General features: G+C 67.5%; 19 protein-coding genes. 8 read left to right on the plus strand and 11 right to left on the minus strand.

The features are described from left to right. Positions 1–63: 63 nt before the first annotated feature. The 4 genes from ACTOWL_RS19755 (at position 64) to soxR (ending at position 7,010) form a co-directional block, all read left to right on the plus strand. On the plus strand, positions 64–2,427 hold the full coding sequence (locus ACTOWL_RS19755; protein WP_441322979.1) for a calcium-binding protein: 2,364 nt from the start codon (positions 64–66) through the stop codon (positions 2,425–2,427). 118 nt (positions 2,428–2,545) lie between these two features. Continuing rightward, entirely contained in the window at positions 2,546–5,140 is a 2,595-nt protein-coding gene (locus ACTOWL_RS19760) for a calcium-binding protein (protein WP_441322980.1), read from the plus strand. 169 nt (positions 5,141–5,309) lie between these two features. Then, a complete protein-coding gene (locus ACTOWL_RS19765) occupies positions 5,310–6,467 on the plus strand; it encodes an MFS transporter (RefSeq protein ID WP_441322981.1) in 1,158 nt (385 codons plus the stop codon). A 78-nt stretch (positions 6,468–6,545) separates the two neighbouring features. Continuing rightward, positions 6,546–7,010, plus strand: coding sequence for a redox-sensitive transcriptional activator SoxR (gene soxR, locus ACTOWL_RS19770; RefSeq protein ID WP_441322982.1), 465 nt, complete (start codon positions 6,546–6,548; stop codon positions 7,008–7,010). 3 nt (positions 7,011–7,013) lie between these two features. Here the strand turns inward: soxR and ACTOWL_RS19775 are convergent, their stop codons facing one another. The 8 genes from ACTOWL_RS19775 to efeU all read right to left on the minus strand — a co-directional run bounded on the left by ACTOWL_RS19775 (position 7,014) and on the right by efeU (position 15,261). Further along, positions 7,014–7,790: an ABC transporter permease gene (locus tag ACTOWL_RS19775; protein ID WP_441322983.1), complete on the minus strand. Its 777-nt coding sequence runs from the start codon at positions 7,788–7,790 to the stop codon at positions 7,014–7,016. Continuing rightward, entirely contained in the window at positions 7,787–8,710 is a 924-nt protein-coding gene (locus tag ACTOWL_RS19780; protein WP_441322984.1) for an ABC transporter ATP-binding protein, read from the minus strand. The genes ACTOWL_RS19775 and ACTOWL_RS19780 overlap by 4 nt, the downstream gene beginning before the upstream one ends. Beyond that, positions 8,707–9,870 carry an ABC transporter permease gene (locus ACTOWL_RS19785; RefSeq protein ID WP_441322985.1) on the minus strand — a complete coding sequence of 388 codons (1,164 nt, stop codon included), beginning with the start codon at positions 9,868–9,870 and terminating at the stop codon, positions 8,707–8,709. Before ACTOWL_RS19785 ends, ACTOWL_RS19780 begins: the two co-directional genes overlap by 4 nt. Positions 9,871–9,909: 39 nt before the next feature. Next, positions 9,910–10,839, minus strand: a complete 930-nt coding sequence (gene osmF, locus ACTOWL_RS19790; protein WP_441322986.1) for a glycine betaine ABC transporter substrate-binding protein OsmF — start codon at positions 10,837–10,839, stop codon at positions 9,910–9,912. 280 nt (positions 10,840–11,119) lie between these two features. Further along, positions 11,120–11,944, minus strand: coding sequence for an iron uptake system protein EfeO (gene efeO / locus ACTOWL_RS19795; protein WP_441322987.1), 825 nt, complete (start codon positions 11,942–11,944; stop codon positions 11,120–11,122). Between the two features lie 65 nt (positions 11,945–12,009). Next, positions 12,010–13,311 (minus strand): iron uptake transporter deferrochelatase/peroxidase subunit, encoded by a 1,302-nt coding sequence (gene efeB / locus ACTOWL_RS19800; RefSeq protein WP_441322988.1) that lies wholly within the window; start codon positions 13,309–13,311, stop codon positions 12,010–12,012. A 14-nt stretch (positions 13,312–13,325) separates the two neighbouring features. Further along, positions 13,326–14,417, minus strand: a complete 1,092-nt coding sequence (efeO, locus tag ACTOWL_RS19805; protein WP_441322989.1) for an iron uptake system protein EfeO — start codon at positions 14,415–14,417, stop codon at positions 13,326–13,328. Between the two features lie 13 nt (positions 14,418–14,430). Next, positions 14,431–15,261, minus strand: a complete 831-nt coding sequence (efeU, locus tag ACTOWL_RS19810) for an iron uptake transporter permease EfeU (RefSeq protein WP_441322990.1) — start codon at positions 15,259–15,261, stop codon at positions 14,431–14,433. Between the two features lie 227 nt (positions 15,262–15,488). Between efeU and ACTOWL_RS19815 the strand changes: the two genes are divergently transcribed. Then, positions 15,489–15,791, plus strand: a complete 303-nt coding sequence (locus tag ACTOWL_RS19815) for a hypothetical protein (RefSeq protein WP_441322991.1) — start codon at positions 15,489–15,491, stop codon at positions 15,789–15,791. A gap of 3 nt (positions 15,792–15,794) precedes the next feature. On the opposite strand, the gene ACTOWL_RS19820 is transcribed toward ACTOWL_RS19815, so the two are convergent. Next, the gene (locus tag ACTOWL_RS19820) at positions 15,795–17,477 is read right to left on the minus strand and encodes a SulP family inorganic anion transporter (RefSeq protein WP_441322992.1); all 1,683 of its coding nucleotides are present in this window, start codon (positions 17,475–17,477) and stop codon (positions 15,795–15,797) included. A gap of 73 nt (positions 17,478–17,550) precedes the next feature. Further along, positions 17,551–17,823 carry a helix-turn-helix domain-containing protein gene (locus ACTOWL_RS19825; protein WP_441322993.1) on the minus strand — a complete coding sequence of 91 codons (273 nt, stop codon included), beginning with the start codon at positions 17,821–17,823 and terminating at the stop codon, positions 17,551–17,553. Between the two features lie 71 nt (positions 17,824–17,894). Between ACTOWL_RS19825 and ACTOWL_RS19830 the strand changes: the two genes are divergently transcribed. Then, complete coding sequence (locus tag ACTOWL_RS19830; protein ID WP_441322994.1) at positions 17,895–18,113, plus strand: hypothetical protein; 219 nt, start codon at positions 17,895–17,897, stop codon at positions 18,111–18,113. 42 nt (positions 18,114–18,155) lie between these two features. Here the strand turns inward: ACTOWL_RS19830 and ACTOWL_RS19835 are convergent, their stop codons facing one another. Then, complete coding sequence (locus ACTOWL_RS19835) at positions 18,156–19,721, minus strand: acid phosphatase (RefSeq protein WP_441322995.1); 1,566 nt, start codon at positions 19,719–19,721, stop codon at positions 18,156–18,158. A 169-nt stretch (positions 19,722–19,890) separates the two neighbouring features. Between ACTOWL_RS19835 and ACTOWL_RS19840 the strand changes: the two genes are divergently transcribed. Together ACTOWL_RS19840 and ACTOWL_RS19845 are read left to right on the plus strand one after the other, a co-directional pair. Further along, entirely contained in the window at positions 19,891–21,138 is a 1,248-nt protein-coding gene (locus ACTOWL_RS19840) for a cytochrome-c peroxidase (protein ID WP_441322996.1), read from the plus strand. A gap of 113 nt (positions 21,139–21,251) precedes the next feature. Next, positions 21,252–21,501 (plus strand): DUF2076 domain-containing protein (locus ACTOWL_RS19845; RefSeq protein WP_441322997.1); only part of this gene is annotated, 250 nt, incomplete at its 3' end.

Below are 21,501 nucleotides of genomic sequence, written 5' to 3' on the forward strand. Positions count from 1 at the left end.
GAGGGCGGAAAGGCCGGGAGATACCGGTCGAGGTGCGCCGGATTTGAAGGGGGAGAGGATTTCATGCCGTCATTTTGGGGAACGGCTGCTGCCGACAGGATCGTCGGCAGCGCCGCGGCGGACCAGATTTACGGCCAGGCCGGTGACGACACGCTCTATGGCGGGGGCGGCGACGACCGGCTGAATGGAGGCCTGGGCGGCGACATCATGGTCGGAGGGCTGGGCGACGACGTCTACTATGTCGCCGCGGCCGGCGATGCGGTGGTGGAGCGCGCCGGCGAAGGCGCCGACTGGGTGCTGGCCTGGATCAGCTATCAGCTCGTTGCCAACGTCGAGCACTTGGCACTGTCCGGGACGGCCGATCTGGCCGGCACCGGCAATGCGCTGAACAACACCATTCTCGGCAACGCCGGGAACAACGTCCTCAACGGCGGTGCCGGGACCGACACGCTGGCCGGGGGCAAGGGCGACGATGTCTACGACGTGGACTCGGCCGGCGACTGGGTCCAGGAGGCGGTGAACGAGGGCTACGACCGGGTGCGGTCCTCGATCAGCTTCGGGCTCGGCGCCAATCTCGAGGAGCTGAACCTGACCGGGTCGGCCGCCATCAGCGGCGCCGGCAACGCGCTCGCCAACACCATCATCGGCAATGCCGGAAACAACCTGCTCAACGGCGCCGCCGGCGACGATCTGCTGATCGGCAGCAAGGGCGACGACATCTATCTCGTCGGCGCGATCGGCGACCGGGTGGTGGAGCAGGCGGGCGAGGGCTTTGACCAGGTGCACGCCTGGGCCAGCCATCAGCTCGCCGCCAATGTCGAGGCCCTGCTCCTGCAGGGCACGGCCGGCATCAACGGCTTCGGCAACGCGCTGGACAACCTGATCATCGGCAATGCCGGGAGCAACGTGCTCAACGGCGGCGCTGGAAACGACACGCTGGTCGGGGGCGAGGGTGATGATGTCTATGACGTGGACTCGATCGAAGACCGGGTTCAGGAGGCGGCGAACATTGGCTATGACCGGGTGCGGGCATCGGTCGGCTTCACGCTCGGCGCCAATCTCGAGGAGTTGAACCTGACCGGCACAGGCGCCATCAATGGCGCCGGCAATGCCCTTGCCAATACCATCATCGGCAATGCCGGAGCTAATGCGCTGACCGGCGGTGCCGGTGATGACGTGCTGGACGGCAGGGCCGGAAACGACCGACTGGTCGGTGGTGTCGGTGATGATGTGTACTACGTGAATGCGCATGGGGATCAAGTCGTCGAAGCAGAGAATCAGGGAATTGATCAGATCCGGTCTTCAGTCAGTTATTTCCTCGGCGAAAATATCGAAAATCTGACGCTAGTCGGCGTCGACCGTATCGGAGGAATTGGCAATCATTACAATAACATCATTGTTGGGAATGGGGGAAATAATACTCTTTCCGGCGGATTGGGGGATGATATTATTGTTGGCGGCGACGGTTCGGATGACTTGTATGGTGGGGCCGGTAAAGACAGAGTTTATGGCGGAGAGGGTAGGGATTTTCTTTATGTTTCCAGCGAAGATCTAATTTATAGCGAATTGTATGATGGAGGTGATGGAATAGATGCTCTTAATTTTGAATATAAATCAGGAAGTAGGGATATAGATATTAGAGGTTTATCTATAATTGACATAGAGTGGATCTCTGTATCATATGACAATCTTGTTGCCAGTTCTGAACAAATAAATGGGTTGAGTCAGATCTATGGTACTAGGTCATTCAGCGGTCAGAATATAAAAATTGCGGATTCCGGAATCATTGATCTTTCAAATTCATCGATAACAAATGTCAATTTTTTCTTATCAGATGAAGGAAATACTTTGAATTTGTCGAATTCATCTGCTGATTTCGCTTATTCGTATTTTATTCAGGGAGGAAGAGGCAACGATATTGTATTCGGAAATGAGTATACTGAAACGATCTATGGTGGGGCGGGAGATGACGTTCTTACAGGTGGAATCAGCGGTGCCGGAATACGGTCGGGCGACTATATGTTTGGAGATCTGGGAAACGATACGCTCTACGGCGGTGCCGGCAGGGATGGTCTCTACGGCGGCTCCGGCAATGATGGATTGATTGGAGGGCGGGACAACGATGGCCTGGAAGGTGGAGATGGCGCGGATCGATTCATCTTCACGGGGGTTGGCGACGGCCTCGATACGATAATGGACTTCAGCTCATCGCAGGGTGACAGGCTGGTCTTTACAGGCCTGCTCCACGGCACCTTCAGCTATCTTGGAGCGGCGTCATTCACAGGCGGCGGCAACAGCCAGGCGCGCTTTGCCGCCGGGCAGTTGTTCGTGGATACGGACGGCAACGGCGCGGCGGACGTCACCGTGAAGCTGACCGGGATCACCGCCGCTTCGCAGCTTCACGCCTCCGATTTCGTGTTCACCTGAGACGTCGGCGGCCGGCATCGGCCGGCCGGAGCGGACAACACATTCAATCGGCGTCGCGCGGCTCGGCCGAGACGGTATCGGGCACCGGCGCGCCGGATTTGAAGGGGGAGAAGATTTCATGCCTGTATTTTGGGGAACGGCGGCTGCCGACGCGATCCTCGGCAGCGCCGGGGCGGACCAGATCTACGGCCAGGCCGGCAACGACACGCTCTATGGCTCGGGCGGCGACGACTGGCTGAACGGAGGCCTGGGCAACGACCTGATGGGGGGAGGGCTCGGCAACGACGTCTACTATGTTGCCGCGGCCGGTGATGCGATCGTGGAGCGGGTGGGCGAAGGCACCGACTCGGTGCTGGCCTGGGTCAGCTATCAGCTCGCCGCCAATGTCGAGGCCCTGATCCTGCAAGGCGCGACCGCCATCAACGGCACCGGCAACGCGCTGAACAACACCATCCTCGGCAACGCCGGGAACAACGTCCTCAACGGTGCCGCTGGTGACGATCAGCTGGTCGGGGGCAAGGGCAACGATATCTATCTCGTCGGCGCGGCTGGCGACCGCGTGGTGGAACAGGCAGGCGAGGGCTTTGACCAGGTTCAAGCCTGGGTCAGCCATCAGCTCGCCGCCAATGTCGAGGCGCTGATCCTGCAAGGCGCGGCCGCCATCAACGGCACCGGCAACGCACTGAACAACACAATCATCGGCAATGCCGGGAACAACATCCTCAACGGCGGTACGGGGAACGACACGCTGGTCGGGGGCGATGGTGGAGATGTCTACGACGTGGACTCAGCCGGCGATCGGGTTCAGGAAGCGGCGGGCGGGGGCCGTGACCTGGTGCGGTCATCGGTCAGCTTCGCGCTCGGCGCCAATCTCGAAGAGCTGACTCTGATCGGTGCCGCCGCCATCAACGGCACCGGCAATGCGCTGGCTAATACCATCACCGGCAATGCCGGAAACAACCTGCTCAACGGCGCCGCTGGCAACGACCTGCTGATCGGGGGCAAGGGCGACGACATCTACTATGCCGCCGCGGCCGGAGACCGGGTCGTGGAGCTGGCGGGCGAGGGTCTCGATCAGGTCGTGGCTTGGATCAGCTATCGGCTCACAACCCATGTCGAGAACCTCACCTTGGCAGGCACGGCTGACCTGGACGGCGCCGGCAACTATTGGAACAACACCATCATCGGCAATGCCGGGAACAACGCGCTTAGTGGCGGAGTGGGCGACGACCTGCTCATCGGTGGCGACGGGGCCGACAAACTCTACGGCGATGCCGGCCGCGATCGTCTCTATGGTGGTGCCGGGAACGATACATTCTATGTCGAGATCGCTCATTTCGTGGTGGGCGAAGTCTACGATGGTGGAGCAGGCGCGGACGGACTTGTTATCGATGGTAATGGTGTCATCGATCTGTTTGCGCTTTCGTTGGTCAGCGTCGAGGCTGTTGCCGAGTTGTTGACCCAAACCACTAATATTTCATGCCAGCAAATTAACAATCTCAATAAAATATCCGTCAGCACGCTGAATGTGCATAACAGTGGCTTCATCGATTTGTCGGATATGGCGTATTTCAACGTTTTCCATTTCAATCTGAGCGGCTTCGGGAATGTGGTGAACGTCGGGTCCAGCTTCGCTGATTTGACTGTCAGCGGTGGGGCTGGGGACGACACGATCACCGGCGGCACTGGTTCTATCGGTGGGGGTGGCGATGATACTCTCGTCGCCTCCACACACGGCGCGACCCTTCGTGGCGGGGCCGGTGACGATACCGTGAGCGGCGGTGCGGGTGGGGACCTGCTCTATGATGGAGCCGGGGTTGACGACGTGTTTGGCGCTGGCGGAAGTGACTACCTGTTTCTCGGCACGGGCGACGTTACCCTTGGTGATCGGTATGATGGCGGCTCAGGTCGCGACACGATTGAGATATTACCGATTTCCGATATTGATATATCTGCTGCTGAGATTTCGGGGTTTGAATATTTGAGTTCGTTTGGAAAGATCCGTGCGACCGCATCACAGATCGACTCTTTCTCTGAAATAAGTGGATCGACAATAGAATTAACAACATCAGGGATCGTCGAATTTTCCGGTCGAGACGTCATATATATTCGTGAGATAATTCTATCATCTCAAGGAAATACCGTAGAAATGGGGAGTGGTAGCTTTTTTGTTACCGGTGGTGCGGGGAACGATGTGATAAATGGCGGAAATTTTGACGATGTAAATACGGGTGGAGCGGGAAATGACGTGCTCTCTGGAAGAGGAGGCCAGGATGCTTTGAGTGGAGAGGCAGGCGACGATTATCTTCGTGGCGATGCCAATGGTGATAGCTTGGTCGGAGACGACGGAAACGACACCCTCTCGGGTGGCGATGGCGGCGACTATCTGGTCGGTGGAGCCGGAAACAACCTTCTCACCGGTGGAGCCGGAGATGACTATTTTCGATTTTCGGCACTCTCGGACGGCCGTGACACAATATCAGATTTCAGCTCGGCGCAAGGCGACAGGTTGGAATTCGAGTATCTTCTTCATGGTTCCTTCAGCTATCGCGGTGCGACTGCCTTCACAGCCAGCGGCAACAGCGAAGCGCGGTTCGAAGGCGGTATGGTGTTGGTCGACGCCGATGGCAACGGCGTAGCCGACATTACTATCATCCTGACCGGCTTCTCCGCGGCGACGCAGCTGACTGCCGCGAATTTTACGATATGGTGAGTTGAATCGACCGGCCTCGTCCCAGCGTTCAATATGCTGGGACGAGGCTATGAGCCCCACTGGTCTCCGCCCCGCATTTCCCGAATGCTGCATTGCAGCATTCGTATGACCTATGGCGAAGCTAAGCGCGCATCTTAGGGGCGACGTCCCGTCACCGGATTCGCCCCTGATGCCGCTGCCGCTCTTCGCTCTGGCCGTTGCCGCATTCGGCATCGGCACCACCGAATTCGTGATCATGGGACTGCTGCCCGACGTGGCGCGGGACCTCGGCGTCACCATCCCGGCGGCAGGCATGCTGGTCTCCGGCTATGCCCTCAGCGTCACCATCGGCGCGCCGATCGTCGCGCTCTTGACGGCGAAGCTGCCGCGCAAGACCACGCTGCTCGGGCTGATGGGCGTCTTCATCCTCGGCAACCTGCTATGCGCGCTGGCGCCCGACTACTGGTCGCTGATGGCGGCGCGGGTGCTGACGGCGCTGTGCCACGGCGCCTTCTTCGGCATCGGCGCCGTCGTCGCCGCCGGCCTCGTGCCGCGGCACCAGCGCTCCCGCGCCATCGCGTTGATGTTTTCCGGCCTCACCCTGGCCAACGTCCTGGGCGTGCCCTTCGGCACCGCGCTCGGCCATGTCGCCGGCTGGCGCGCCACCTTCGGCGCCATCGTGCCGATCGGCATCGCCGCGGCGCTGGCCATCGCCTTCATCCTGCCGCGCGACCGCGAGGCGCCGGCGGGCGACCTGCTGTCCGAATTCTCGGTGCTGCGCAAGCCGCAGGTGCTGCTGGCCATGGCGCTCAGCATCCTGTCCTCGGTCAGCCTGTTCACCGTCTTCACCTACATCACGCCGATCCTCGAGACCGTCTCCGGCCTGACGCCGCAGGGCGTCACCACCGCGCTGCTGCTGTTCGGCGTCGGCATCACCGTCGGCAACCTGTTCGGCGGGCGGCTGGCCGACTGGCGGCTGATGCCGGCGGTGATGATCAGCTTCACCGCGCTGGCCGTGGTCTGCGCCGGCTTCGGCCTGGCCGCGCCCTTCATGGTGCCGGCCGTCGCGGCGATGGTGCTGTGGGGCGTGGTTCAGTTCAGCCTCGGCGCGCCGCTGCAGACCCGGGTGGTCGACCAGGCGCATGAGGCGCCGAACCTGGCCTCGACCCTGAACCAGGGCGCCTTCAACCTCGGCAACGCCGCCGGCGCCTGGCTCGGCGGCGCCGCGATCACCGCCGGCATGCCCTATGGCCAGATCCCCTATCTCGGCGCCGGCGTCGCCGTGATCGGCCTCGCCGTCGCCGTGCTGTCCTACACGCTGGAGAAGCGGGCCCCGGTTCTCGCCTGACGCGTCCATCCCGAGTTGATCGAGGCGGGCACCAAGCTCAAGTTAGCTTGAACGCATGATCGGCACGGTGGCGGAGCCATGGACGGAGTCCTGACGATCAACCAGGTGTCGCGGCGCAGCGGCGTGGCCGCCTCGGCGCTGCGCTACTATGAGGAGCGGGGGCTGATCCGGTCCGAGCGCGCCGGCTCCGGCCATCGCCGCTTCCCCCGCGCGGTGCTGCGGCGGATCGCCTTCATCGTCTTCGCCCAGCGCCTCGGCATGTCGCTGGAGGAGGTGAAGGCGGAGCTGGACACGCTGCCGACCGACCACATCCCCACCGGCGAGGACTGGTCGCGCCTGTCCGGCGGCTGGACCCGGCGGATCGACGAGCGGATCGCCGAGCTGGAGCGGCTGAAATCCGGCCTGGCCGGTTGCATCGGCTGCGGCTGCCTGTCGCTGTCGTCCTGCGGCTTCGTCAATCCGGCGGACCGCGCCGCCCGGCTGGGGCCCGGACCGCGCGTCTGGGTCGGTGACAAGGCGGCCGAGCGGAAGCCGCGCGGGTAGGGCTCAGGCCCGCTTCCAGCGCTGCAGCAGCTCGGTGACGCGGCCGAGGGCGAGGTCGGCCAGCACCGCCAGCGTGCCGACCACCAGCGCGCCCTGGATGACATAGGCCAGGTTGTTGCCGTTCAGCCCGACGATGATCGGCGTGCCCAGGGTCCGGGCACCGACGGTCGAGGCGATCGCCGCGGTGCCGATGTTGATCGCGACCGAGGTGCGGATGCCGGCCAGGATCACCGGCGCCGCCAGCGGCAGCTCGACCGACCACAGCCGCCGGGCTGGCCCCATGCCCATGCCCTCGGCCGCGTCGCGCGCCGCCGGCGGCACCTGCTCCAGCCCGGCGATGGTGTTCTCGACGATCGGCAGCAGGCCGTACAGCGACAGGGCGATCAGCGCCGGCCAGGCGCCGAAGCCGATCAGCGGCACGGCGATCGCCAGCACCGCCACCGGCGGGAAGGTCTGGCCCATCGCCGTCACGGTCTCGACCAGGCCGCGGAACTCGGCCCCGGACCGGCGGGTGACGAAGATGCCGGCGGCGACGCCGATGACGATCGCGATCAGGCTCGACGCCCCGACCAGCAGCACATGCGCCACCACCAGGGCCGGGAAGCTGTCGGCCTCGTAGAAGGGCCGCTCCAGCTGCGGGAACCAGGCGGCGAAGATCGGCTTGGTCAGCTTCAGGCCGAACACCAGCGCGGCGAAGCCGGCGGCCAGCCACAGCAGCGGGTCGCGCCAGGGACGCCAGCCCGGGCGCGGGGAAGCCGCGACAGGCTGGGCAATGCTCATGCCCGCACCAGGTCGTCGAGATGCAGGGCACCCAGCGGCTTGCCGTCGGCCGCCGCCACCGGGGCGCTGTCGGCATGGCGCGCCACCAGGATCGACAGCGCGGTGCGCAGCGAGGCCTCGGCCGGGATCGGTGCGCCCTCGGCCGCCTCGCCGGGCCGCACCCGGTCCGCGGCGGTCTCGGTCGCCAGCAGCTTCAGCCCCAGATCGTCGCGGCCGATGAAGTCGCGGACGAAATCGTTGGCCGGTGCGGTCAGGATCTCGCGCGGGCTGCCCAGCTGCACCAGCCGACCGTGGTCGAGGATGGCGATCTGGGTGGCCAGGCGCAGCGCCTCGTCCATGTCGTGGGTGACGAAGACGATGGTCTTGCCGGTCTCGCGGTGGATCCGCGCCATCTCGCCCTGCAGCGCATCGCGGGTGATCGGGTCCAGCGCGCCGAACGGCTCGTCCATCAGCAGCACCTCGGGGTCGGCCGCCAGCGCCCGGGCGACGCCGACCCGCTGCTGCTGCCCGCCGGACAGCTGGTGCGGGTATTTTTCGGCGAAGCGCGGGTCCAGCTGCAGCAGGTCCAGCAGCTCGCGCACCCGGTCGTCGATCTTCGCCTGCGGCCAGCCCAGCAGGGTCGGCACCGCGGCGATGTTGCGGGCCACGGTCCAGTGCGGGAACAGGCCGATCGACTGGATGGCGTAGCCCATGCGGCGGCGCAGCGCCTCGACCGGGATCGCCGCCACATCCTCGCCGCCGACCCGGAGGCTGCCTTCGCTGTGCGGGATCAGCCGGTTGATCATGCGCAGGCTGGTCGACTTGCCGGAGCCGGAGGAGCCGATCAGGGCGCAGAAGGCGCCGTCCGGAATGGTCAGGGTCAGGTCGTCGACCGCCTTGATGCCGTCGAACAGCTTGCTGACATGCTCGAACTCGATCATGCGGCTCTCCTCGCCGGGGACGGGGCTTGCAGGGCGGCGACCAGGATGCGGAACAGGGCGTCGACCGCCACCGCCATCAGGATGATCGGCAGGGCGCCGAGCAGCACCAGGTCGAGGGCGTTGGCGAACAGGCCCTGGAACATCACGGCGCCGAGGCCGCCGGCGCCGATCAGCGCCGCCACCGCGGCCAGGCCGATGGCCTGGATCAAGGTGATGCGCAGGCCGGACAGGAAGACGGGCAGGGCCAGCGGCACCTCGACCTTGCGGAAGATCTGGCGCCTTGTCATGCCGATGCCGCGGGCGGCGTCGATCACCCCGGCCTCGACCTGGTCCAGCCCGGCGGCGGTGTTGCGGGCGATCGGCAGCAGCGAATAGAGGGTCAGCGCGATCACCGCCGGGGTGAGGCCGATGCCGCTGACCCCGAGCCAGGGCAGGGCCGCGGACAGGGCCGAGAGCGGCGCGATCAGCAGGCCGAACAGGGCGATCGACGGGATCGTCTGGATGATGCCGAGGATCGAGAAGATCGGACCGCGAGCGGCGGCGGAGCGGTGCGCGGCGATGCCCAGCGGCACCCCGATCAGCAGCGTCGGCACCAGCGCCAGCCCGACCAGCAGCAGGTGGCGCAGCACCTGCGGGCCGAACACGCCGTGCTGCTGGACGTACTCCTTCATCAGCGACAGCTGGTCGACCGCGCCGCCGGCGATCAGCGCCGTGACCGGCACCGCCAGCAGCAGCGCCGCGCCCAGCCGGGCGAGGGGACCGAGCCGCAGCCGGCGGGCGCCGTCGGCCGCGGCCAGCAGCGCGGCCAGGGCCAGAATCCAGAAGCCGGCGCCGAGCGAGGTGCGGGCCGAGGGCCGGGCGCCGGCGGCCAGCAGCTCGGCCTGGATCCCGGCCAGCCAGACCAGGCCGATGGCGATGCCGATGCCGGCGATCAGCTGCGCCGCCAGCGTCCAGCGCCGGGCCGGCACGGCGGCGCCGACCAGCAGCAGGACGGCCGCGGCGACCGGCAGCACTGCCCAGGGGGCGGCGAGATCGAACACGCCGATCGGCTTGCCGGACAGCAGCCGGTTCGGCGCGTTGGTCAGGATCGGCAGCGCCAGCCCCCCGGCCAGCGCCACCCCCCCCAGCACCAGCAGCACGCGGTTGCGGATGACGGTCATGCGGCGATCAAAGCATCGGCCCGCCCGTCCTGTCGTGCCTTACTTCACGAACCCCTTCGCCTTCAGGTACTCAGCGGCGACCGCTTGCGGGTCCTCGCCGTCGACCGCGATCTTGCCGTTCAACTCCTGCAGGGTCTTGAGGTCGAGCGAGGCGAAGACCGGGTCCAGCGCGTCCTTGATCTTCGGGTACTTGGCCAAGGTGTCGGCGCGGATCGTCGCCGCCGGCTCATAGACGATCTGCGCGCCCTTGCTGTCGTCCAGCACCACCAGCCCGACCGAGGAGATGGCGCCATCGGTGCCGTACACCATGGCGGTGTTGACGCCGGAGGTCTGCTCCGCCGCGGCGCGGATGGTGGCCGCGGTGTCGCCGCCGGCCAGGGTGATGATCTGGTCCTGGTTCAGCTTGAAGCCGTAGACCGACTGGAACGAGGGCAGGGCTGCCGGGCTCTCGACGAACTCGGCCGAGGCCGCCAGCTTGACCTCGCCGCCGTCCTTCACCCATTTGGCGAAATCCTCCAGCGTCTTCAGCTTGTTGGCGTCGGCCACCTCCTGCCGCACCGCCAGCGCCCAGGTGTTGTTGGCGGGCGCCGGGGCCAGCCAGACGATCTTGTTCTGGGCCTCGTCCAGTTGCTTGACCTTGTCGTAGCCCGCCTGCGCGTTCTTCCAGGCCGGGTCGGTGTCGATGTTGAAGAAGAAGGCGCCGTTCCCGGTGTATTCCGGATAGGCGTCGATCTCGCCGGACAGGATCGCGCTGCGCACGATCTTGGTGGTGCCCAGCTGCAGCTTGTTCTCGGTCGGAATGCCGTTGGCCTCCAGCACCTGCAGGATGATGCTGCCCAGCAGGCGGCCCTCGGTGTCGATCTTCGAGCCGACGCGGACCGCATCGGCGGCCATGGCGGCGGAGGCGGCCAGCAGGCCGGTGCCGAGCGCGGCGGCGACCAGGAGGCGTTTGAACGGGGAGCGGGTCATGGGTGCTGCCTTCTCTGTTCGGGCCGGACGGAACGGAGGGTTCCCCTCTCCGAATACGTTCGCCGGCTCGCTTGTTCCGGTTGCAGGCAGGCAGCTTAATTGACGCTTGGCAAACGTCAATTCGATAAGAAAAATCTTAAGAAATTTGTAGAAAATCGGAATAAGAAAGCCTCCCCCAAAACTGTCATGCCCGGGCTTGACCCGGGCATCCAGAGTCTGTCGAGACCCACTGGATTGCCGGGTCAAGGCCGGCAATGACAGTATGGGACAGGCTGAGCCCTCAGCTCAGTCCCAATGTCCCGCGCAGTTGCGACAGGTCCTCGGCCAGGGCGGTGATCGGGCCCTTCAGCGCGTTGCGGTCGGCCTCGGTCAGCTTGTCGTAGGTCTCGTAGCCGCCATCCGGGGTCTTGTACTTGGCCAGGATGCCGTCGACCGTCTTGAAGTTGGCGTCGACCTTGGTCAGCAGCGCCTTGTCGCTCTTCTCCAGGATCGGGCGCAGCAGGTCGACGATGGTCTTGGCGCCGTCGACATTGGCCTGGAAGTCCCACAGGTCGGTGTGGCTGTAGCGGTCTTCCTCGCCGGAGATCTTGGTGGCCGCGACCTCCTCGATCAGCGCCGCGGCGCCGCCCACCACCTTGTCCGGCGGGGTGGTCAGATCCTTGATCCGGCCCTGCAGGTCGATCACGTCGGCCAGCAGCTTATCGGCGAAGGGGGCGAGGCCCTCGGTCGACTGCTTGGCGAACAGCCCGTATTCGATGCGGTGGAAGCCGGTGAACTCCGGGTCCTCCTCGTTCTTCGCGTGGTCGTCGGCGCGCGAGTCGATGGCGGCGTCGAGGTCGCTGAACAGCTCGGCCAGCGGCTCGATCCGCTCGTAATAGACCCGGCTCGGGGCGTACAGCGCCTGCGCCTTCTTCAGGTCGCCGGCCTTCACCGCCGCGGTGAACTGGCGGGTGTGCTCGACGAACTGATCGACCTCGCCGATGACCCAGGTCTTGTACTTGGCGATCGGCTCGACCAGCTCGAGCGGCGAGGGCGGCGCGGCCAGGGCCCCGGACGCGGCCAGCAGCGCGGCCGCGCTCAGGCTGAGAGTCAGAATGCGTTTCATAATCAATCCCCTCCTAGGATAGGACCGGGTGAGATTGTCACCCGGTGCTCAGGCCCTTCCGGCCCTCAGGTCGACACGGATTGCAGCAGCCCCTGGCCGAGATAGCCGTCCTTGTCCGGCACCCCCGGCAGGGCGAAGAAATAGCCGCCGCCGGTCGGCTTGATGTACTCCTCCAGCGGCTCGCCGTTCAGCCGGTCCTGCACCGCGATGAAGCCGGCGTTCAGGCTCGACTGGAAGCAGATGAACAAGAGGCCCATGTCGAGCTGGCCCGACCTGGTGACGCCGCGCGAATAGTTGAATGCGCGGCGCAGGATCAGGCTGTTCGCGGTCTCGTGGGTGCGCGGATTGGCCAGGCGGATATGGGCGTCGAGCGGCATGGTCTTGCCCTCGGAGTCACTGGAGTAGTCCGGCACGTCGAACTCGTCCTTCAGGCCCAGGGCGGCGCCGGACGCCTTCTCGCGGCCGATGATGGTCTGCTGTTCCCCGAGCGGGGTGCGGTCCCAGCGCTCGACGAAGTTGCGGACGATGCGCACCACCTGATAGGTGCCGCCGACCGTCCAGGCCGGCTCCTCGGCGCCCGGCTTGATCCAGACGATCCGGTCCATCATCGTGCCGTCGGCCGGGTTCGGGTTGGCGGTGCCGTCCTTGAAGCCCAGCAGGTTGCGCGCCGTCTCCTTGCGGCCGGCCTTGCTGGTCGCGGCCGGCAGGAACCCGTCCAGCTTCCAGCGCAGGCTCAGCAGGTCGGGCGTCGCCTTCACCATCGCGCGCAGGGCGTGGATGTTGGCCTCCGGCGTGTTGGACGAGAACTGCAGCAGCAGGTCGCCGTGGCAGGATTCCGGGTCCAGCGCGTCGTTCGGGAAGCTGGTCATCGCCGCCAGCTCGCGCGGCTTCACCGCGGCCAGGCCGAAGCGCCGGTCGAACAGCGAGACGCCGACGGCGGCGGTGACGGTCAGGTTGTCCGGCACGATCACCGGCCCCAGCACGCCGGAATCGGCCGGCGGGAATTTCGGGTCCAGCTCCGGCGGGGTGCCGCCGCCCATCAGGAAGGCGATGCGCTCGGTCAGGGTGCGGAACATCCGCTCCAGGTCCGGCCGCGAGGTCGCCAGCACGTCGAAGGACGCGACCAGGCCCGCGGCGGGCGAGGGGGTGACGATCCCCGCCTGATGCTCGCCGTAGAAGGGCTGCACCTGCTGCGCCGCCTCGGTGTCGCGGCCGGGCGGCTGCTTCATCGACTGGGCGACGGCCGGCGCCGCGGCCAGCGCGCCGAGCGCGGCGCCGCCGCCGGCCAGGCCGCGCAGGACGCTGCGCCGGCTTGGAGTGGTCGGGTCGGTGGAAGAGATGGTGGTCTTGCCCTGTTCGTCGGTCATGGCGGTTCGTCCGGTCAGTCCAGCCCCAAGGCGGTGCGCAGCTTCGGCAGGTCGTCGGCCAGGGCCGTCACCGGGGGCTGCAGCCCGGTGCGGTCGTCGCGGGTCAGCGCCAGCCCGGCCGCGGTCAGGTTGCCGTCGACCCGGTCGCTCAGCGCCTTGTCGGCCTTCTGGCTCAGCGGGCGCAACAGCCCGACGATGCGGGCCGCGCCCTCGAGATCGGCCTTGGCGGCGGCGGGGTCGAGGCCCGGCTCGGCGGCCAGGCGGGCGATCACCGTGGCGGCGCCGCCGGCCATCTTCTCCGGCGGGATCGACAGGTCGGCGATCCGGGCCTGCAGCGCCTGCACATCGGCCGCCAGCTTGTCGGCGACCGACCCGAGCCCGTCTGTCGTGCCTCCGGTGAACAGCCCGTATTGCAGGCGTCGGAAGCCGGTGAAGCCCGGATCCTGCTCCTTCTTCTCGAAATAGTCGGCGCGGGCGTCCAGCGCCGTGTCGAGATCGGCGAACAGGTCGGCGATCGGCTTGATCCGCTGGTAATGGATCCAGGCCGGGGCCAGCAGGTCACGGGCCTTTGCCAGGTCGCCGGCCTTGACCGCGGCGACCAGCGGCGGTGTGGCGTCGGCCAGGGCCTTGGCCTCGGTGGTGACGTAGACCTTGTATTCGGCGATCGGCCCGATCAGCTCGATCAGCGACGGCTGCAGCGCCTGCGCCGGGGCGTTCTTCGCCGCGGTCACGGTCAGGGTGCCGCGCGGGTTGCTCAACAGGCCGCAGGTGATCTGGTAGGCGCCCGGCTCCAGCTTGGCCGTCAGGCTCTGGGTGAAGCCGGGGGCGATGTTCTCGCGCTCCTCCACCACCATCACGCCCTGCAGGATCTCCCATTCCAGCGCGCGGTCGCTGGCGTTCTTGACCTGGAAGGTGACGCGGCCGGCCTCGACCGTCAGGTCGTTCGGCTCGCAGCTCTTGGCGGTGATGGTTACGGCGTTGCCGCCCGCGGCGGCCTTCGGCGCGCCGGCGCGGTACAGATAGGCGTAGACGCCCAGGCCGGCGACGGCGACGGCCAGGAGGGCGACGACGCCGATGCCGATCCGGGTGGTGCGCTGCAGGGACATTCTGGCTCCGGCCTCAGGCGTTCGATCGCGCTTCCTGCGCCACCCGGCCGCCGCTCAGGAACAGCGGCAGGGTGACGAGGAGGAAGAGGATGTAGACGGCGACCTCGCCGACCGTCGGCGTGTCCTGGTAGCCGAAGATGCCGGCCAGGACCGAGCCGAGCGGCCCGTCGATCGGCAGGATGTGGCTGAGGTCGAAGGCGATCTCCTGCAGCCCGTTCCACAGCCCGGCCTCGTGCAGCGCCCGCAGCGACCCGGCCAGCAGGCCGGCGGCGACCACCAGGATGAACAAGCCGGTCCAGCGGAAGAAGCGCTTCAGGTTCAGCCGGACGCCGAACCAGAAGATGGCGAAGCCGACCGCGACGGCGACCAGAACCCCGGCCAGGGCGCCGATCGGCGCCTCCAGCCCGACATCCTGCTGGAAGGTGGCCAGCAGGAAGAACACCGATTCCAGCCCCTCGCGGGCGACCGCGAAGAAGGCCATGCCGATCAGCGCCAGGCCCTTGGCGTCGGGCCCGTCCAGCGCGGCGTCGACCGAATGCTGCAACTGCGCCTTGAACGAGCGCGCGGCCTTGCGCATCCAGAACACCATCGAGGTCAGGATGCAGACGGCGACGAGGCCGACGATCGCCTCGAACAGCTCCTGCTCGCGCTGCGGGAACTCAGCGCTGACCAGGGTCAGCACGATGCCGACGGCGATGGAGAGCAGGACGGCGATGGCGATGCCGATCCAGATCAGGGGCATCCATTGCGACCGGCCCGTCTGGCGCAGATAGCCGGCGATGATGCCGACGATCAGGGCGGCCTCGATGCCCTCGCGCATCATGATCAGGAACGGTACCAGCATCCCGACATCATCCCAAACCCGCCGCCCTGCGGCGGCCCTCATGCCCGCGACAGTTGCGAGCAAGAATGCGTATCTCTCGCAATTCTTCTGCTCCGATCGCCCGGCGTTGTCGAGGCCGCTTCGCTGCGAGATCGGTTAAATTTGTCGTAATCCGCCGGCGCGCCGGCCTTCCGGCCGGAACCGGCGATGCGCGGCTGCTGTTGGCGGAGGAGAGAAGGAGCCCGCCCATGCCCGAGACCGGAACGAACAAATCCGCCGCCAGCGCCGCGGCGGAGCTTGCAGGATCGAAATCGACGCGCGCCGCCGCCGAGATGGATGCGGCGACGACCGAAGCGGAGGCCGCCCGCCACGATCTGGAGGCGGATCTCCGCGCCCTGCGCGAGGACGTCGCCCGCCTCGGCGAGACCGTGGCGTCGATGGCTCAGGACCGGGCGAATGCGCTCGACGAGGCGGTGCATCGCAACCCCTGGTCGGCCGTGGTCGCCGCGGTCTGCGTCGGCTTCTGCCTCGGCCTCAGGGCCCGGCGGTAGGCCTCAGTCCGCGGTCGACGCTGCCCGCCGGGCCGCCGCCAGCGCCTCGGCCGGGTCCGCCTTGAAACGCACCAGGGGCGGCCGCACGCCGTGGGCCAGCAGCGCGCGCAGGATCGGCCGGCGGGCGCCGGCGATATAGACCACGGCGCCCTGGCGGCGGGCCTTGCGGGCAAAGCCCTCGATCGTGGCGGCGGCGGTGGAATCGATCACCGGCACCGCCGAGAAGTCGACGACATAGGCCTTCGGGTGCTCGCCGATCCGGTCCAGCGCCGCCGCCACACCGGCCGCGGCGCCGAAGAAGAAGGCGCCGGAGATCTTGTAGGCGACGACGTCGCGGTCGGTGGCCATCTCCGCGTCATAGGGTGCCCGGCCGTTGCCGTTGGTCGTGTCGGGCCGATCAACCTCCACCGCCTGCGCCATGCGGTGCAGGAACAGCAGCGCGCCGAGGCCGAAGCCGACGAGGATCCCTTCGGTCAAATCGCGGAACACCACCAGGCCGAAGGTCGCCAGCAACACCACGGCGTCGCCGATCGAGGCACGGATCAGCGTCCCGAACTGGTGCTTCTCGGCCATGGTCCAGGCCACCACTGCCAGCACCCCGGCCAGGGCCGAGAGCGGGATGAAGGCGGCCAGCGGCGCCGCCGCCATCATGAACAGCAGCAGGAACACCGAATGCAGCATGCCCGACACCGGGCCGCGCGCGCCGGCGCGGACATTGGTGGCGGTGCGGGCAATCGTGCCGGTGACGCAGATGCCGCCGAACAGGGCGGAGGCGATGTTGGCCAGCCCCTGGGCCACCAGTTCGCAGTTCGAGCGGTGGCGGCGCCCGGTCATGCTGTCGGCGACCACGGCCGACAGCAGGCTCTCGATGCCGCCCAGGAGGGTGAAGGACAGGGCCGCCGGCAGCACCGCCTGGATCCGCGCCCAGGACAGGTCGGGCAGGTGCGGGGCGGGCAGGGCGGACGGGATGCCGCCGAAACGGCTGCCGATGGTCTCGACCGGCAGCTGCAGCAGGACGGCCAGGATCGAGGCCAGGGTGACCGCGATCAGGTAGGACGGCCAGTGCGGCCGCAGCCGGCGGACCAGCAGGATGGCTCCGATCGACAGCGCGGCGACGGCGATGGCCGCGCCGCTGGCCGTCGGCAGGGCCCGGCCCAGCGCCTCCAGCTTCGGGATGAAGGGGCCGGGCTCCGGCCCGTCCAGGGACAGGCCCAGCAGATCCTTCAACTGGCTGGCGAAGATGATCATGGCGATGCCGGCGGTGAAGCCGACGGTCACCGGGTAGGGGATGTATTTGATGAAGGTGCCCAGCCGCAGCAGGCCGATTGCCGCCAGCATCAGCCCGGACAGGAAGGTCGCCAGCAGCAGCCCGTCGACGCCGTGCTGGGCCACCGTGGCGGCCACCAGCACGATGAAGGCGCCGGCCGGGCCGCCGATCTGGAACCGGCTGCCGCCCAGGGCCGAGACGATAAAGCCGCCGACGATCGAGGCGTAGAGGCCGCGGTCCGGGGTGACGCCGGAGGCGATGGCGATCGCCATCGACAGCGGCAGGGCCACGATCGCGACGGTCAGCCCGGCCACGGCGTCGGCCTTGAGGTCGGCGAGGCGGTAGCGCTCGCGCAGCACGGTCACGAGCTTCGGCGTGAACAGCTCGATGAAGGACGGATCATGACTGCGAGCCACCATGGGCCTCGACGCTCCCAACACCGCAGGGGCGGCGGGATCGTCGGGTCGGCCGGCGGTCGCCGTCGCTGAACAGTCAGCCGGTGCCGCCCTCCGGCACCCGTGGGGTCTTGAACCGCACCCCGCGGCCGCCTTCGCGGCTCACCGCATGATCGCCGATCAGCTCGACCCCGGCCCGGTCGAAGGCCTCGACCACCTTGGTCAGCGTGTCGACCACGCCGCGGACGTTGCCCTCGCTGGCCTCCATGCGCTGGATCGTCGGCAGCGACACCCCGGACAGCTCGGCGAGCTGCCGCTGGTCGATGCCGAGCAGGGCGCGGGCGGCGCGCATCTGGGCGGCGGTGATCATGCAGTTTCCTCTGACATATTTAAGGTATCAAGCAGCAGGAGTGATGTCTAGAACATCATTATGGATGGCTTGTGCCTGAATCTTGTGGTCGCGCTGCGCATCGGCCCTGCGGCTGTCGGAGGGGCGCCATCCGACCATGCTTCCCCGGCCGAGGGAAGGGCCTGCTGCTGGACATCGCCGAGGGCGCGCTGAAGGCCAGGATCGATGCCGCCCTGACCGCGCCGAAGGCCGACGGCTCGCTGGCGAAGCTGTCGCAGCGGTGGTTCGGGCAGGACTACACCCAGGACTGAAAAAGGGAAGGGGCGGGGCCTGGTGCGCCCGCCCCTCCAGCCTCACTTCGCCGCGGTGAGGTCCAGGGCTGCGGTCAGGTCGCCCAGCGGCGGGTTGCCGTTGGCGGCGATCCCAGCATCCCGCGCGGCGATGCCCGGCAGCTCGGGCAGGGCGAAGCGGTGGGTGATGAAGCGTAGGATCGAGGTCGTGTCGTAGGGCGTGTGGTCGACGAAGCCCTTCTTCGCGAAGGGCGAGACGATGATCGCCGGGATTCGGTTGCTCGGCCCCCAGCGGTCGCCCTTCGGCGGCGCCACATGGTCCCAGAAGCCGCCATTCTCGTCATAGGTCACCACCACCAGCATGTGCGGCCATTGCGGGCTCTTCTGCAGATGGTCGATCAGCATGGCAAGATGGGCGTCGCCCGAGGCGACGTCGGCGTAGCCGGCATGCTCGTTCAGATTGCCCTGCGGCTTGTAGAAGGTGACCTGCGGCAGGGTGCCGGCATCGATCGCCTTGACCAGCTCGGCCCCGTCCAGCCCGCCGTCGCGCAGATGCTCCTGCCGCGCCGCGGTGCCGGGCGCGAAATTGGCGAAGAAATTGTAGGGCTGGTGATGGTACTGGAAGGCCGGGACCGGCGTCTGGTTGCCATGGTCCAGCACCGACTGCCAAGCGCCGGAATACCAGGCCCAGCCGATGTGCTTGGCACTCAGCAGGTCGCCGATGGTGATTTCGGTCTGCGGCGGCAGCGTGGTCGGCGCCATCGGGTCGGCCAGCGCCGGGTCGCCGCCCTCGGCCGGCTTGTTGGCGCTCGGCTGATAGGGCGGCTGCATCGTGTTCACGGCGAAGAAATCGGGCGTCAGGTTGCCGTCGGCCACGAATTTCGGGATGCCGTCCATCGCCGATTTCGGCGAGTTCGGCGCCACGGTCAGGCTGACGCCGTCCGGGTCGACCACCGCGATCGACGGCTTGGCCGCGGCTTTGTCGGCGTCCGGATAGCGGGCGACGCAGGCGCAGGCCAGCCAGATATGGTTCATGAAGGAGCCGCCGAAGGCGCCCATGAAGAAGTGGTCGGCCAGCGTGTATTGCTGGGCGATGGTCCACATCGCGGTCTTCGAGCCGTCGAGATGGCCCATCACCTCGGCTCCGGCATCGGCCCAGGCGACGAACTTGTCGTTCCTGCCGCCGTCGATCTGCATCTGGTTCTGGTAGAAGCGGTGCCACAGATCGTGGGTGATGGTGCCGACCGAGACGTTCAGCCCCTGCGGGTCGTCCATGGCGAAGGGGGCGTTCGGCAGATGCTCGGTCTGGGCCTGGGTCACCGGCGGGGTCACGCCCTTGGCGGTCAGCCCGTCCCACACCGGCGGCAGCTCCTTCAACGGCGTGCCGTCGCGATCGAGCTGGGTCTTGGCCGTATCCGTCGCGTTCGCCAGACCGTCGGCGCCCGGGAAGGCGCCGTACAGGTTGTCGAAGCTGCGGTTCTCGGCATAGATCACGACGACGGTGTCGATGGCGCGCAGCGCCTTGGTCTGGGCGGTGTCGGCGCTGCCCGGCGCGTCGGCGGCCAGCAATGGCGGCGCGAGCAGCCCGGCGGCGCCGGCCGCGAGGGCGGTGGCGATCAGTTTGCGCATATGGCTTCCCCTTGGCTCCCGGCGCCGAGGCCCCGGTGGCTGCGATCCCCCTTCCGCGCGCCAGCACTGGCGCGAAGCGGGCTGTCGCTCAAGTGAAACTTTTTCGGCATAGATAGGCGTCTGCGGGCCGGGTCCGGCGCCGCGTCACGCAGATCACGGGATGGCCGGAATGGCGTTGCGAACGGGTCGCTGGGGAGCGATGGGCGGCGGTCTGGCCGCGGCGGTTCTGACGGTCTCCGCCGCCACCGCCGGGTCCCACCCGGATGGCGGCCTGTCGCGGGCCGAGGTGCGGCGCCAGGCGGAAGAACTGACCGCGCTGGGCCGCGCCATGTTCGTCGACCCGTCGCTCTCGGCCTCGGGCAAGCTCTCCTGCAGCTCCTGCCACGATCCCCAGCAGGGCTTCGGCCCCACCAACGCGTTGCCGGTGCAGATGGGTGGAGGCGACATGGCCAAGCCCGGAATCCGTGCGGTGCCGTCGCTGACCTATCTCCAGGCCGTGCCGCCCTTCACCGAGCATTTCTTCGACTCGGAGGACGATTCCGATGAGAGCGTCGACAACGGCCCGACCGGCGGCCTGACCTGGGACGGCCGGGTCGACCGCGGCGCCGACCAAGCGGCGATCCCGCTGCTCTCCGATTTCGAGATGGGCAATGCCGGCCCCGACGAGGTCGTCACCAAGGCGCTCGCCGCCGGCTATGGCGACGCGCTGCGCCGGATCTACGGCGACGACGTGCTCAAGGACCGCAAGGCGCTGTATGCCGGCATCCTCAAGGCCTTCGAGGTCTATGAGCAGGACGCCGCCAGCTTCTACCCCTACAGCAGCAAATACGACGCCTGGCTGGCCGGCACGGCGACGCTGACGCCGCAGGAGGCGCGCGGCCTGGACCTGTTCAACGACCCGGACAAGGGCAACTGCGCCGAATGCCATATCAGCCAGCGCGGCAATGATGGCACCCCGCCGCAGTTCAGCGACTACGGCCAGATCGCCATCGCCTTGCCCCGGAACACGCAGATCCCGGCCAATGCCGACCCGGCCTATGTCGACCTCGGCGTCTGCGGGCCGCAGCGCACCGACCTGAAGGACCATCCGGAATATTGCGGCCTGTTCCGCACCCCCAGCCTGCGCAACGTGGCGCTGCGCCGGACCTTCTTCCACAACGGCGTGTTCCACAGCCTGCGCGATGCGGTGGCGTTCTATGTGACGCGCGAGACCGATCCCGGCCGCTGGTATCCGCGCAACCCGGACGGCAGCGTGCGGATCTATGACGACCTGCCGCCCCAGTACCGGGCGAACATCAACCGCGACCCGCCCTTCGACCGCCATCTCGGCGACGCGCCGGCCCTGACCGACGCCGAGATCGACGATGTGGTCGCCTTCCTGAAGACGCTCACCGACGGCTACCACCCGCCGTCCTGAGCTGGACCGGCGCGACACGGCGCCGCGCCGTCGATTGCGGCGCCCCGCCGCCGGGCCAATAGCCCCGGCGGACGGGGGATGCCCGCGCCTGCGGGCCCGACCGGAGAGTTGCGATGACACCCCAGGAACGCGAGCTGCTGACCAGCCTGGTCGCCCGGCTGAAGCAGGCCCCGCCCGCCGAGACCGACGAGGAGGCGGCGGCGATGATCCGGGACCTGGTCCGCGACCTGCCCGACGCGCCCTATCTGCTGGCCCAGACCGTGCTGATCCAGGATTTCACCCTGCACCAGGCCCAGTCCCGGATCGCCGAGCTGGAGCGCCAGGCCCAGCCACAGCGCAGTGCCGGCGGCGGCAGCTTCCTCG

This window comes from Inquilinus sp. CA228 (assembly GCF_052078665.1).
Lineage (GTDB): Bacteria > Pseudomonadota > Alphaproteobacteria > DSM-16000 > Inquilinaceae > Inquilinus.